12 protein-coding genes are annotated in these 14,116 nt (G+C 64.5%); 5 read left to right on the top strand and 7 right to left on the bottom strand.

Features of this window, described 5'->3' with window-relative positions; all coding sequences use genetic code 11:
- Window positions 1–44 precede the first annotated feature (44 nt).
- A complete protein-coding gene (locus OVY29_RS07150; RefSeq protein ID WP_037557312.1) occupies window positions 45–1,094 on the bottom strand; it encodes a substrate-binding domain-containing protein in 1,050 nt (349 codons plus the stop codon).
- Between the two features lie 196 nt (window positions 1,095–1,290).
- On the opposite strand from OVY29_RS07150, the gene OVY29_RS07145 reads away from it, so the two are divergent.
- The gene (locus tag OVY29_RS07145; RefSeq protein WP_313911140.1) at window positions 1,291–1,665 is read left to right on the top strand and encodes a hypothetical protein; all 375 of its coding nucleotides are present in this window, start codon (window positions 1,291–1,293) and stop codon (window positions 1,663–1,665) included.
- Between the two features lie 6 nt (window positions 1,666–1,671).
- A complete protein-coding gene (locus OVY29_RS07140; protein ID WP_037557310.1) occupies window positions 1,672–1,980 on the top strand; it encodes a putative quinol monooxygenase in 309 nt (102 codons plus the stop codon).
- 39 nt (window positions 1,981–2,019) lie between these two features.
- Here the strand turns inward: OVY29_RS07140 and OVY29_RS07135 are convergent, their stop codons facing one another.
- A complete protein-coding gene (locus tag OVY29_RS07135; protein ID WP_052182458.1) occupies window positions 2,020–3,078 on the bottom strand; it encodes a hypothetical protein in 1,059 nt (352 codons plus the stop codon).
- Window positions 3,079–3,253: 175 nt separating this feature from the next.
- Window positions 3,254–6,145, bottom strand: a complete 2,892-nt coding sequence (gene uvrA, locus OVY29_RS07130; protein ID WP_313911139.1) for an excinuclease ABC subunit UvrA — start codon at window positions 6,143–6,145, stop codon at window positions 3,254–3,256.
- Window positions 6,146–6,374: 229 nt separating this feature from the next.
- Here uvrA and OVY29_RS07125 point away from each other — a divergent pair, with 229 nt between their 5' ends.
- Window positions 6,375–8,456, top strand: coding sequence for a M13 family metallopeptidase (locus OVY29_RS07125; protein WP_037556839.1), 2,082 nt, complete (start codon window positions 6,375–6,377; stop codon window positions 8,454–8,456).
- A 17-nt stretch (window positions 8,457–8,473) separates the two neighbouring features.
- Here OVY29_RS07125 and OVY29_RS07120 read toward each other — a convergent pair whose 3' ends face one another.
- Complete coding sequence (locus OVY29_RS07120) at window positions 8,474–10,021, bottom strand: BCCT family transporter (RefSeq protein ID WP_037556838.1); 1,548 nt, start codon at window positions 10,019–10,021, stop codon at window positions 8,474–8,476.
- A gap of 129 nt (window positions 10,022–10,150) precedes the next feature.
- Between OVY29_RS07120 and OVY29_RS07115 the strand changes: the two genes are divergently transcribed.
- Entirely contained in the window at window positions 10,151–10,582 is a 432-nt protein-coding gene (locus OVY29_RS07115) for a hypothetical protein (RefSeq protein WP_037556837.1), read from the top strand.
- A 174-nt stretch (window positions 10,583–10,756) separates the two neighbouring features.
- On the opposite strand, the gene OVY29_RS07110 is transcribed toward OVY29_RS07115, so the two are convergent.
- Window positions 10,757–11,227, bottom strand: coding sequence for a hypothetical protein (locus tag OVY29_RS07110; protein WP_037556836.1), 471 nt, complete (start codon window positions 11,225–11,227; stop codon window positions 10,757–10,759).
- Window positions 11,228–11,515: 288 nt separating this feature from the next.
- On the opposite strand from OVY29_RS07110, the gene OVY29_RS07105 reads away from it, so the two are divergent.
- Window positions 11,516–11,854 (top strand): UrcA family protein, encoded by a 339-nt coding sequence (locus OVY29_RS07105; RefSeq protein WP_081933170.1) that lies wholly within the window; start codon window positions 11,516–11,518, stop codon window positions 11,852–11,854.
- Between the two features lie 312 nt (window positions 11,855–12,166).
- Here OVY29_RS07105 and OVY29_RS07100 read toward each other — a convergent pair whose 3' ends face one another.
- Window positions 12,167–12,898, bottom strand: coding sequence for a LytR/AlgR family response regulator transcription factor (locus tag OVY29_RS07100; RefSeq protein WP_037556834.1), 732 nt, complete (start codon window positions 12,896–12,898; stop codon window positions 12,167–12,169).
- Window positions 12,899–12,903: 5 nt separating this feature from the next.
- Window positions 12,904–14,076, bottom strand: a complete 1,173-nt coding sequence (locus OVY29_RS07095; protein ID WP_313911138.1) for a sensor histidine kinase — start codon at window positions 14,074–14,076, stop codon at window positions 12,904–12,906.
- Window positions 14,077–14,116 lie beyond the last annotated feature (40 nt).

Here is a 14,116-nt window from a genome sequence, read left to right as displayed (position 1 = left end):
CGGCCGGACCGGGCGAACCCGCCCGGCCACCAGCGGGAGGAAACTTACTTCAGCTCGGCGCCGTCCAGCGCGGTCATATTCTTGCCGTTCGCCGCCGCCTTGTCCGCAACCGCCTTCGGCGACACGATCAGCCCCTTGGCGTTCAAATAACCGCCGTCGGCCGCGCCCTTCAGGAATTCGGCGACATATTCGGCGAGCCCGGGGACGACGCCGACATGCGCCTTCTTCACATAGATGAACAGCGGGCGCGAACCGGGATAGCTGCCGTCGGCGATCGCCGCGTAAGTGGGGGCGACGCCCTGCACCGGCACCGCCTTGATCTTGTCCTTGTTGGCGTCGAGATAGGAAAAGCCGAAGATGCCGAGGCTGGTCGGGTTCTTGTCGAGCTTCGAGATGATGAGGTTATCATTCTCGCCCTGCTCGACATAATAGGGCGAACCGCGCAGCGTCGTGCACACCGCCTCATGCTTGTCCTTGTCGCTGTCCTTCAGCGCCTTCATCTCGGGATTGGCGTCGCAGCCCTTGCCGAGGATCAGCTCCTTGAACGCATCATAGGTACCGCTCGTCGACGGCGGGCCGAATACCGAGATCGCGACCGCGGGAAGCGCGGGGTTCACGTCCTTCCACGTCTTCGCGGTGTTGGGCTTGCCATAGGGGTTCGCGGCGAGCGCCTTGTAGACATCCTCTTCAGACAGCTTGAAGCCCGGGCCGCGCTGCGCTTCGCCGAGCGCGATGCCGTCGATGCCGACCTGGATTTCGACGATCTCCTTCACGCCGTTCGCGGCGCAGGTGTCGAACTCCTTCTTCTTGATGCGGCGCGACGCGTTCGCGATGTCGGGCGTGTCGCCGCCGACGCCGGCGCAGAAACGCTCGAAGCCGCCGCCGGTGCCCGTGCTGTCGATCTTCGGCGTCTTGTTGCCCGTCGCTTCGGCGAACTTCTCGCCGACCGCGGTGGCAAAGGGATAGACGGTCGACGAACCGACCGCGCTGATATAATCGCGCGCGCCGCCGCCCGAAGACGCCTGATCCTGGCACGCGGAAAGCGCCAGCGCGCACGTCGCCGCACCAGCGATAAGACCAAATTTCTGGAACATCGGGGTATCCTGTCGGGGGTCGTTACCAAACCAAGCCGCCACCCCCGCGGCGACTCGCTGAGCCGCCAATGGGGGTTTTGTGTGACGTGTTTGTGACAGGGAGTGTCATGGAAGTGTCATGACCCCGCTCTGAACGTGCCAGAGCGAGTTGAACTCTAATCTTGTCAGTTCAGATCGGATTTGCTTAATCAAGATTATGCCTATTTCCGCTATCCATGCGTACCTTGTCCATCCGGGCAGAAATGATCCGGCAGCGACAATTTCTGGGAACGAAGTCCCACTATCCGGCAAGGTTTACGAGATGCTCAATGGCATCTTTGTGGCGGGGCCTGAAAGCAGAGACTTTGAGGTAACATTTAAGCCACTTTCAGCTAGCATCCAACAGAACGATTGCCGAGATCTGTTGATTGCTTACCAAGGTGCACCCGCACTTGAAACTGGGCGCAAGGTGGCCGAGCGACTTAGGAGTGTTACGGACAAGCGGTCGGGTGCGGATCAAATTTTTGAGCAGCTCCGCACGTCCGTACTTTCTTATGCTAATGATGATGAGCAAACCGAGGATGCGGAATAGGCTTAGATGATCCTCATCACCGGCCACGTCATCCTCGCCCCCGAGCATCGCGAACGCATCATCGCGCTCGGCGCCGAACATAGCGCGCGGTCGCGTTCCGAGCCGGGGTGTTTGGCGCATAATTGCCATATCGATGTCGAAAACCCCGACCGGCTGATGTTCGTCGAGGAGTGGGAGAGCGTCGACGCGGTGCGCGCGCATTTCGCGCAGCCCGCATCGCGCGCCTTCGTCACCGAGATGTGCGCCCTGTCGCCCGCGCCGCCGGTGATCCGCATCTACGCCGCCGAGGAAATCACCGCGACGCTGATGGGGTAGGGGCGCGGCGCCGCGCTCCTTTTGCCGTCGCGCCCGTGCCTATCCCTCATCCTCCGTGGCGGGAACGATCGCCGGCTGGACCGCGCCATCCGGCGCCGCCGTATCGCCTTCCGCTTCGCCGTCGCCGCCGCCCGCTGCGGGGTCGGGCGTCACGACCGGCGTCCCGTCGCCCGGTGCGGCGGGGGTTACCACCTGCCCGGTCGCGTCGTCGGGATCGGGCGGGTTCAGGTCGACGTCGGTGCTGCGCAGGATGCGCGCCTCGCGCAGCGCGTTCATCTGCGTAATGATCGCCTTGCCTTCCTCCGACGTCCGGCCCGCCGTGCGCAGGTCGCGTTCCAGCCGCGACAATTCGGTGTCGATATGGTTCAGCTTGATCGCCTCTTCATAGGCGGCCTGCTTTTCGACCGCCTCCATCACCAGTTGCAGCCCGGTTCCGAACGAACAGAGCTGGTGATAGGCGTTGACGTCGCGGATCGCCGCGTCGATCGAATATTCTTCCTTCTTTTTCTTCAAATTGGTCAGGATATCGGCCAGCGCCTCGCCGCGCTTGGTGTCGATCGCGGTCGTCACCGTCTGGATGATCTGGTTGCGATAGACATGCGTGTTCACATGGTCGCGCGATCCGCTGGTAAAGGCGGCGCCGCCTGACAATATATTGCTCGCCTGATCGCCCGTCACGATCGTCGATGCCACCGACAGCCCCGTCGTCGCGATGCTCAGCCAGCCGTTCACCTCGGCCTGCCGTTCCAGCATCAGCGATTTTTCGACGATGCAGATCGTGTCGGCCTGGCTCAGCAGGACAAAGGCCAGCCGGTTGCGGTCGAGATCGCTTTTCAGCGCCAGCTCATAGGCAAATTCCTTGCCGGGGTTCGACGAGGGGAAACGGAAACAGTCGAGCGCGATCGCGCCCGGCCGGGGCGACCCGCTCTTGCGCGGTCCGATCCCCGCCGGGTCGGGGCGGTCGACTTCGCAGTTGCGCGCCTTGTCGTACAGCATCACATGCGCGGGCTCGACGCGCGCCGCGCCGCCGCTCGTGCATGCGGACAAGCCGACGGCGAACATCGATATCGCCGCGATTGCCGAATTCGATCTGGTCATCCCGCCCACCCCCGCAAGCAAAGGGCAAGGCTATTCGGCGCGATCGAATAATCAATCGCGATTCGTTCCAATCTGGTTCCATTCCGGCCATCGCGCGGAGGCGAAGGCGGCGCCTCTTTCTGAAAGGAAGCGCGCCGGTTCGGGTGCAGTGGCCGCCGCCCGCGCGGCTGTTCGGTTACCCTGCCAGCAACGGCGCCAGATATTGTCCGGTAAAGCTGCGCTTTTCCTTCACCACCTGCTCGGGGGTCCCCGCCGCGACGATTTCGCCGCCCTTGACGCCGCCTTCGGGGCCGAGGTCGAGGATATAGTCGGCGGTCTTGATGACATCGAGGTTATGCTCGATCACCACGACGCTGTTGCCCTGATCGACCAGCGCCTGCAGCACTTCGAGCAGCTTCCTGACATCCTCGAAATGCAGGCCGGTGGTCGGCTCGTCGAGGATATAGAGCGTCTGCCCGGTCGAGCGGCGCGACAGTTCCTTGGCCAGCTTCACCCGCTGCGCCTCGCCCCCCGACAGCGTCGTCGCCTGCTGCCCGACCTTGATATAGCCGAGCCCGACGCGGACGAGCATCGCCATCTTGTCGCGGATCGCGGGCACCGCCTTGAAAAACTCCGCCGCATCCTCGACCGTCATGTCGAGCACGTCGGCGATGCTCATCCCCTTGAACTTCACCTCCAGCGTTTCGCGGTTATATCGTTTGCCGTGGCACGTCTCGCACGTCACATAGACGTCGGGCAGGAAGTGCATCTCGATCTTGATCAGCCCGTCGCCGGTGCACGTCTCGCAGCGCCCGCCCTTGACGTTGAAGCTGAAACGCCCCGGCTTGTACCCGCGCGCCTGCGCCTCGGGCAGCCCCGCGAACCAGTCGCGGATCACCGTGAAGGCTCCTGTATAAGTGGCGGGGTTCGACCGCGGGGTGCGGCCGATCGGCGACTGGTCGATGTCGATCACCTTGTCGCAATGTTCGAGGCCGGAGAGGCTGTCGTGCGGCCCCGCGACCAGCCGCGCGCCGTTGAGCACGCGCGCCGCGCTCGCGTAAAGCGTGTCGATGATCAGGCTCGACTTGCCCGATCCCGACAGGCCGGTGACGCAGGTGAAGGTGCCGAGCGGGATCGTCGCGGTGACATTCTGGAGATTGTTCGCGCGCGCGCCTTTCAGCACCAGGTCGAAGCCGTTGCCGGGGCGGCGGTGCGCCGGCACCTCGATCTTCTTCGCGCCGGTCAGATACGCCGCGGTCAGGCTCTTCTTGTTCGCGAGCACCTGTTTCAGCGTGCCCTCGGCGACGATCTCGCCGCCATGGACGCCCGCGCCGGGGCCCATGTCGACGACATAGTCGGCGTGGCGGATCGCATCCTCGTCATGCTCGACGACGATCACCGTGTTGCCGAGGTCGCGGAGCCGCTTCAGCGTCGCGAGCAGCCGGTCGTTGTCGCGCTGGTGCAGCCCGATGCTCGGCTCGTCGAGCACATAAAGCACGCCCGACAGGCCGCTGCCGATCTGGCTCGCGAGGCGGATGCGCTGGCTCTCGCCGCCGCTGAGCGTGCCGCTGGTGCGGTTGAGGTTGAGATAGTCGAGCCCGACATTGTTGAGGAAGCCCAGCCGTTCGTTGATCTCTTTCAGGATCGCCTTCGCGATCTGCCGCTGCGTGTCGTTCAGCTTCTCGTCGAGCGTGCTGAACCAATCGAGCGCGTCCGCCACCGACCGCTGCGCCGACATGCTGATGTCCTCGCCCGCGATCTTCACCGCGAGCGGTTCGGGGCGCAGCCGCGCGCCGTGGCACGTTTCGCACGGCTGTGCGGTCTGGTACTTTCCCAGCTCCTCGCGCATCCACGCGCTCTCGGTCTGCAACATCCGGCGGTTGAGGTTGCCGATGACACCTTCGAACGCCTTGTGCGTCGTATAGGTGCGCTTGCCGTCCTTGAAGGTCAGCTCGACGGGCATGCCGCCGGTGCCGTGGAGGATGATCTGCTGCACCGCGCCGGGCAGGTCCTGCCACGGCGTGTCGAGCCCGAAGTCATAAGCTTTGCCCAGGCTTTCAAGCACTTGCATATAATAAGGCGAGGGCGGGTTCGACTTCGCCCACGGCACGACCGCGCCTTTTTTCAGGCTCAGCGCGTGGTTGGGGACGACGAGTTCGGGGTCGAATTCCAGCCGCTCGCCGAGCCCGTCGCACGCCGGACACGCGCCCTGCGGCGCGTTGAAGCTGAACAATCGCGGTTCGATCTCGGCGATCGTGAAGCCGCTGACCGGGCAGGAAAATTTTTCGCTGAAAATCAAGCGGTTGGCCGGTATGCCCGCGCCCTTCATCGCCCCGCCGACCTCGCCCCCGCGCCCCGGAACCTCCCCATCGGCCATGTCGACATACGCGACACCTTCGGCAAGTTTCAGCGCCGTCTCGAAACTGTCGGCCAGCCGCGTCTCCAGCCCTTCGCGCACCGCGATACGGTCGACGACCACCTCGATATCATGCTTGTATTTCTTGTCGAGCGCCGGCGCCTCGCCGATTTCGTAGAACTCGCCGTCGATGCGGACGCGCGTGAAGCCGTCCTTCTGCCACTGCGCGAGCTCCTTCTTATACTCGCCCTTGCGGCCGCGCACGACGGGAGCGAGCAGATAGGCGCGCGTACCCTCGGGCAGCTCCATCACGCGGTCGACCATCTGGCTGACCGTCTGCGCCGAAATCGGTTCCCCCGTCGCGGGCGAATAGGGGATGCCGACGCGCGCCCAAAGCAGACGCATATAGTCGTAGATTTCGGTGACGGTCGCGACGGTCGAGCGGGGGTTTCGGCTCGTCGTCTTCTGCTCGATGCTGATCGCCGGCGAAAGCCCGTCGATATGCTCGACATCGGGCTTCTGCATCATCTCGAGAAACTGGCGGGCATAGGCCGAGAGGCTCTCGACATAGCGCCTTTGGCCCTCGGCATAGATGGTGTCGAAGGCGAGCGACGATTTGCCGCTGCCCGACAGGCCGGTGATGACGATCAACGCGTCGCGCGGCAGGTCGACGTCGACGCCCTTGAGGTTGTGTTCGCGCGCACCGCGAACCGAAATATGGGTGAGACTCATGGGAGGGATTTGTTCCAGATTTGTTCTGATAGCGCAAGGGCGGTTTGCGCCCGTTCGCCGCATAGATAGGTGGCCCGATGCGGCGCCGCAATGCGGGTGTTTCCACCAACCCCACAAAGGCTTCGACCAGCGTCGGGCCGCTCGCTTGACCCTCCGGCGCGGCGGGCGGACAAGGATGGCCATGCGCGCCGCGTCTACACGCGGCGCCGGGGAATGGGAGACTGGGGATATGAAGAATTTCACTTCGAGCGTCGCGGGGCTGGCGATTGCGGTAGCGCTGGTTGCGACGCCCGCCATGGCGAATGACGTCGATGCGCGGGATATGCTCAAGGCGGCGGCGGAAACGGGCGGGGACGATGCCCCGGCGGAAGATGCGCTGACGGCCCTGACCTTCGGAAAATGGGGTGTCGATTTGGGCGCGCGCGACACTTCGGTGAAGCCGGGTGACGATTTCGACAAATATGCGAACGGCGGCTGGTTCGCCCGAACCGAGATTCCGGCCGACCAGGCCTCGGCGGGGGTCGATTATGACGTCTATAATCTGACCCAGCGGCAGCTTCGCCAACTTGTGACGAGCGCGCCTGCGACGAGTCAGGTCGGCGGCCTTTATCAGAGCTTCATGGACGAGGCGCGGGTCGAGGCGCTCGGCACGAAGCCGCTGATGGCCGACATCGCCGCGGTCTCGGCGATCGCGGACAAGAGCGCCATGGCGCGTTTCATGGGCAGCACGCAGGGGACATTCGGTTCGACGATCGTCAGCGGCGGCCCCTATGCCGATACCGCCGATCCGACCGTCAACGTGCTCTGGCTCGGCCAAGCGGGGATCGGCCTGCCCGAACGCGACTATTATCTGAACGACAGCTTCAAGCCGCAGCGCGACGCCTATCGCGCCTATATCGCGCGGACGATGAAGATGGCGGGCAACGCCGACCCCGAAAGGGCGGCCGACGCGATCATGGCGTTCGAGACCGAGATCGCGAAGGTCAGCTGGGCGATCGCCGATCGCCGCGACATCGGCAAGATCAACAACCCGATGTCGTCGGACGAACTCGCCGCCTATGCGCCGGGGCTCGATTGGAAAGCGTGGTTCGACGGCGCCGGCATCGCGCCGCAGAAACGCATCATCGTCAACGAGAAGACCGCAATTCGCGACATCGCCGCGCTCTATGCCAAGACCCCGCTCGACACGATCAAGCTGTGGCAGCAGTTCCATGTCGCAGACAATGCGGCGCCCTATCTCGACAAGACGTTCGTCGACAGTCGCTTCGAATATACGAAGGCGCTGAGCGGGGTCGGCGAGCTGCGTCCGCGCTGGAAACGCGGGCTGACGCTCGTCGACGGCAGCCTCGGCGAACTGGTCGGCGAGACCTATTCGAAGCAATATTTCCCTGCGAGGGCCAAAGCCAAGATGGAGACGCTCGTCGCGAACCTGAAGCTCGCGATGGGCGATCGCATCCGGGCCAACAGCTGGATGGCGCCCGCCACGAAGGATGCAGCGCTTGCCAAGCTCGCGAAGATGGACGTGATGGTCGGCTATCCGGACAAATGGCGCGACTATTCGGAGCTGAAGATCGACCCCGTCGATCTTTACGGCAATGTGAAGCGCAGCTCGGCCTTCGAATATGCCTATGCCCTGTCGGACCTGAACAAGCCCGTCGATCGCAAGAAATGGGCGATGAACCCGCAGACGGTGAACGCCTATAATGGCGGGCTGGAGAACAAGATCGTGTTTCCGGCGGGCATATTGCAGGCGCCCTATTTCAGCGAGAGCGTCGACGATGCGGTCAATTACGGCGCAATCGGCGCGGTGATCGGCCATGAGATCACCCATGGGTTCGACGATCAGGGCCGCAAGATCGACGCCGAGGGCGCGGTGCGCGACTGGTGGACCGCCGAGGACGCGGCGCGTTTCGATGCCCAGGCGAAGGCGTTCGGCTCGCAATATGCGACCTATGAGGCGGCGCCCGGCGCCTTCATCAATCCCGACCTGACGATGGGTGAGAATATCGCCGACCTCGCGGGGCTGGAGGTCGCTTATGATGCCTATCACCGCTCGCTTGGCGGCAAGGAAGCGCCAGTGATCGACGGGCTGACCGGCGATCAGCGCTTCTTCCTCGCCTTTGCGCAGGCGTGGCGCGACAAGGCGCGCGACGACGCGATCAAGCAGCAGGTGGCGAGCGACCCCCACAGCCCCGCGCGCTGGCGCATCATCGGTCCCGTGCGCAACGTCGATGCGTGGTACAAGGCGTTCGGCGTTGACGCGGGCGCCAAATACTATCTGAAGCCCGAAGAACGCACGAAAATCTGGTAGGTCCTGGGACCCCTTTCTCAGGACCGGGCGGGGGCGGCCTCGTGCCGTCCCCGTACCGCTATCGCGAGCAACGAGAGCGCGGCGCCCAGAATGATGAAGAGCGCAGGGAACCCGCCAAGCACCGACATCATGCGGATGCCGCCGATCCCGCCGGCAGCGACGAGGATCGTTCCGACCAGCCCGACGGTCGCGCCCCAAACGATCTTGACCATCAGCGGCGCCTCCGGCGTTTCGGGGGAGATGCCGTGCGTCGAGAGCGCGCTCATCGCCGAGACATTGCTGTCCGCCGCGGTGACGTAGGAGATGAAGATCGCGCCGATCAGCAAGGTGAGAACCGGCAGGCCGCCGCCGAGCTGGTCGAACAGCCGATAGAGGAGCGGATCGGGGCCGACGCTGCTAAGCACGGCGTAAAGGTTGCCGCCCGATTGCTGGTCGAGGGCGATGGTCGTGCCGGCGATGATCGTCATCCATGCCGCACCGAATAGCGACGGGAGCAGCAGGTTGAACAGGATGAAGGCGCGGACGGTGTAACCGACCGCGAGGCGGCCGAGGAAAAGTGCGGTGACCGGGGCCCAAGCGAACCAGTTGCCCCAGTTGAAGATCGTCCATTGTCGGTGCCATTCGGGATCGACGTCGACACCGATGCTGCGTGGCAGGAATGTCGCGACGTGATCGGCCGCGCCCGCGATGCCGAGCCCGGCGAGCCTGTCCGCCGGCCCCGCGATCAGCACGAACAACAGAATCGCGAAGAACAGCCAAATATTGAAGAGCGAGAGGCGCGTGATGCCGCGCTGGAGGCCGAGCGCGGCCGACAGGATGAAGGTCGCGACAATCGCGCCGGCGATCGTCCAGCGGAGCGGCGCGCCGCCCGTGAAACCGCCGAGCCCTTCGATCCCGCCGGCGAGCGCGAGAACGCCGGCACCGAGTGAGGCGGCCATGCCGGCGACGAGCGCGAAGAGGCAAAGGATGTCGATCGCGACGCCCGCTACGCCATGCGCGCGCTGGCCGAGCAGCGGGACGAAGAGCGACGAAAGGCTGAAGGGCTCGCGGCGGTTGTAATAGACCAGCGCGAAGGCGAGCCCGGCGACGGTGTAGATCGCGTAGGGCGTCAGCGTCCAGTGCAGGAACATCGTCGACATCGCGAAGGTCGCGGCGGCGTCGCTGCCGGGCTCTAGCCCGAGCATCGCGGGCGGATCGTTGAGGTGGAACAAGGGCTCGGCCGCGCCCCAGAAGAGGATGCCGGTGGCGATGGTGGTGCAGAGGGTTACCGCGAACCAGCGCCAGCGCGAGAGAATGGGCGTCGCACCCGGGCCGCCGATGATCCGCCCGCCGAGCGGCGAGAGAGCGATGCTCGCGAGCAGCGCCAGAAAGCCGATCCCCGCCCAGGCGAAAAGCGGCGAGAAATTGCGAAGGATCCAGTCGTTGATCGCGGTTTCGGCCGCGACGACGGCTGCGCCCTGCCACAGGCTGAGGATGACGGCGGCGAGCAGCACCGCCAGCGGCGTGAAAAATACCGGGCGGTTGAGGGGATGTTTGGTGAGCGGGCGTTTAGGGGGTGCTGGCAAAGGGGCGGCCGATCGGACAGGGTGAACTCCAGCATGGCGGCTGCCCCGCCCGAGGTCAAATCGGCGGGAACGGTCCACCGGACCAAGCGTTCGACCGCCGGACAGGAATGATTTGAAGGAGTGACTTCGATGACCAGAAGGATTTGGGCGGCGACCGCCGCTTTCGCGCTGCTTTCGTCGGGCCAGGCGATGGCTTGGCGGGCGCCCGAAGCGGCCCCCGCTACCGAACCCGCGGCGACGCCCGCGCCCGCCGCCGAAGAGAAGGCGCCCGACGGCACAACGCCGGAGGAGCGCGCGAATACGGCGCGGCTCAACGCCGAACAGGCCGCGCGCGCGCGTTCCGACAACACGATTTATGCACAGGAAGTGTCGGCGGCGCAGCAGCAGGTGGCGCACGACCAGCAGGTCTATGCCGATGAAACCGCGGCCTATGAGGCCGAAAAGGCGCGCGTGGCCGCCATGTCGGCCGAAGAGCGGATCAAATGGGAGGCCGACGTCGCGGCGTGCAAGGCGGGCGATACGACGCGCTGCGCGCCGCCCGCGCCCGTGCCGCCGAAGTAGGGGCTGGAGAATTTGGAATGCGGCGAGCAGTTAATCTGCAACGCCCATCCGTTCGTGCTGAGCTTGTCGAAGCACCGTCCTGTTTTTTGACGTAGCAAAGGAATGACGGCCCTTCGACAAGCTCAGGACGAACAGCTCATTTGTTGTAGATTGAACTAAATCCGTTCAAGATTCTCAATATTTCGTCGTCGGCGCGACAGGCGTTTCGACGGGCGGGGTTCCCTTTTCCGTAACCGGTAGGGCTATGTCTTCGGGCGCGAGCGTTTCGAGCCGCGGGCCGGGGTCGGGAAAGCGACCGCCATATTGGTAGCCATCGTCGGCGGGTTCGGGGGCGGGTTCGGGGACCCGTTCGTCCGGCAGCGGCGCGTCGAGGTCGACGGCGCCGAGTTCGCGGAAGGCATTCTCCATCCTTGACTCGCGTTCGACGCGAAGCCGGGCCGCGACGCCATAGCTGTCGGGGCAAGCGAAGCACGGGGCGGCGGTTTCGCCCTGCGGTACGCGCGCGTCGGGGTTGGCGCTGTACTGCGCATAGGAGGCGGGATCATCGCCGATGCGCGCTGCCGCAAGCGGTTCGGCACTCTTGTCGCCCAGCAGCACTCCGGCGAGTGCTCCCGCCAGCGCGAGCAGCAGCAAGCGGAGCAGCAATTCGCCGCCGCGCCGACTCGCAACGAAAGATAATTTCCTGGCCACTGGCGGATTTGACCCCAAGCGCGTGTTCAATGCAAGTCCGGCGCCATGATATTGCCCCGCCGCCGGCCATTCGTCGACGGATGGACGCACTTCGTCCGTAAATCGAGCGGCCGTTCGCCCCCATCGATCCAAAGATGAATCCCATGACGTCCAAAGAGTATTACCCGTGTTGCGGGATATCGGAAGACGGTCTCCCCGGTCCGCGATCCGGTATCCCGCATCCCTTGTAGAGAGGACTCCCCCATGGCGAAATTTTCCCTCATGCTGCTGGCAGTGCCGCTGGCGACGGCCGGCCTCGCTGCGCCCGCTTTCGCGCAAGACGACACGCGGAGCGTTACCGTGTCGTATGACGATCTGAACCTGTCGAGCGAACGCGGCCGCGAACGGTTGACGACCCGCGTCAAGATGGCCGTCCAGAAGGTTTGCGGATCGCCGAGCCGCGTGACGCTGCGCGAGCGCGTCGCCGAGCGCGAGTGCATGGCGCACGCGACGCGCGATGCCGAAACGAAGCTTGCCGCGCTGTTCAACGGCGGCGGCACGCGACTGGCCGACCAAGGGCCGGTGGTCGTCGCCGCTCCCTGACCAACCCCGGCCGTATGTCGTCCCAAGAAGGCGGTCTTGCCCAACGGCATGACCGCCTTTTTTGTGGTAGCTGCCATTGGATGGTTTGATATCTCTCCCCTTGAGGGAGAGATACGAAGGCTTGGCAGCTTGCTGCCTAGCCGAAGTTGAGAGGGGGTTTGCGTCCGCCGGCGTCGCACCCCCTCTCCAAGCTTCGCTAGCTCCCAAGGGAGCAAGCTGCGCTATCCTCTCCCTCAAGGGGAGAGGAGCATATGTCCGCTCCTCACCCAAGGTGACATCTTCCAGCGAGCCGGCGGCATGGCCGCCGTTTCGTCAGGCGTGCATGATCGCCTTGACGTCGTGCAAATAGGTGCGGCCGATGCGGTGGATGCCGCCTTCGCCCAGATCGACGCTCCACGCGCCGTCGCCATGATGTTTCAATCCGACGATCCCTTCGCGGCGGATCATCTTCGAGCGGTGGATGCGCATGAACTGGTCGGGGTCCATGCGCGCTTCCAGTGACTTGATCGTCTGGTGAATGAGCCAGCTGCGGCCGCCGACGTGCAGGCGCATGTAGTCGCGCTCTGCCTCGATGAGGTCGACTTGGCCCGCGTCGATGCGCAGCATCTCGCCGCGGTTCTGGACCCAGAATTCGTTGATCCACTTGCTCTTTTGCGCGGGCGTCCGCTCGGTCATCCGCCATTCGCGGACGCGCGACAGCGCGCGCGCGAGGCGGTCGGGCGACACGGGTTTGAGCAGATAGTCGACCGCGGCGACGTCGAATGCCGCGACGGCATAGCGATCGAAGGCGGTGACGAAAACGACCGCGGGCGGATTGTCCATGGCCTCGATCGCCGCGGCGACCTCCAGCCCGTTGAGGTCGGGCATCGCGATGTCGCAGAGCACGAGGTCGGGCGCGAGCGCGTCGACCATCCGCAGCGCCGACGCACCGTCGCTCGCGGTGCCGACGAGCGCGACGCCATCCTGTTGGCCGGCGAGGATTTGCAGGCGCTCGATCGCGAGCGGTTCGTCGTCGACGATCAGGGTGCGAAGCGTCTGTATCATGAGGGTCAGCAAGCCTCCCTAGCCAGCGGCAGCCACAGTGATACCACAAAACCGCCATCGTCCGACGGGCCCCATTCGCAGCCGGCGGTGGGGCCATAGCGCGTCAGCAGGCGCTCGCGGACATTGCCGAGGCCGAGGCCGGTGCCCGAGGCGGGAACCGGCGCCCTGGGGTCGATGTCATTCTCGATGCGAAGGATGAGCAGCCCAAATTCGGCGCTGGCGGCAAGGCGGATCGCGATTTTGCCCTTGCTGGGCGAAACGCCGTATTTGATCGCATTTTCGATGATCGGTTGCAGGATCAGCACCGGCACGCAGGCGTTTTTCAGCTCGTCGGGCATCGTCACTTCGACCTGGAGCCGGTCGGGAAAGCGCGTCTGTTCGATGTCGAGATAGAGGCGTTGAAGCGCGATTTCCTCGTCGAGGCTGACGAGCTGTTCGGGGTCGACCGCCAGGCTCGAGCGGAGGAAGGACGAGAGGTTCATGATCATCGTCTCGGCCTCGCTTTTGGATCCCTTCAGGACCAGCGTTGACAGCGAGTTGAGCGTGTTGAAGAGGAAATGCGGATTGACCTGGTAATGGAGTGCGCGAAGCTGCGCGGTTTGCGCTTCAATTCGGAAATGATTGGCGCGCCGTTCGACCGCGCGCATTTCGTTGGCATAGCCGAAAGCGACGTAAAGCGCCGCCCATACGGCGAAAAAGAAGTACCAGCGGATCGAGCTGTCGAGGATCAGGACCATTTCCCAGGCGACGGGAAATTTCGACTGCACTTCCTCGATGATCTTCGCGGTGTCGGGTGCGGGAAACCAATAGAAGAAGACGAGCAGGTTGATCGTCGCATAGACGACCACGAGGGGGATCGCGGCGCCCATCGCCGCGGCAAGGCGGGCGCCGAAGCTTTGCGGCTGCGCGCGCTGGAGCAGCTGATAGAGGACGAAGGTGCACAATATACCCGCGATGACGACGATCGCGCGGCGGCCGGCATAGGACCATTGATCAGGCGCGCCCGTCAGCATCGCGAGCCCCGTGGTGATCAGGAAATAGATCAGCCACATCGCGATGATCGACCCGATCGCGACGCGCGGGTTGACGCGGGCGTCGGAGGCGCGCCAGTCGGGCGCCGCTGCCAGCATTTTCGCGCGCTGGTCGCGCAGCGCGTCTTTGCGGTTTGTCACATTCATTGACGTTGCTTTAGCGGCAAAAGCCGGTCGATGGCTAGCG

Origin of the sequence: Sphingopyxis sp. SE2 (assembly GCF_032227185.1) — a bacterium.
Classification (GTDB): domain Bacteria; phylum Pseudomonadota; class Alphaproteobacteria; order Sphingomonadales; family Sphingomonadaceae; genus Sphingopyxis.
Note: the sequence above shows the minus strand (reverse complement) of the source record. Positions and strands in the feature narration are given on the sequence as shown.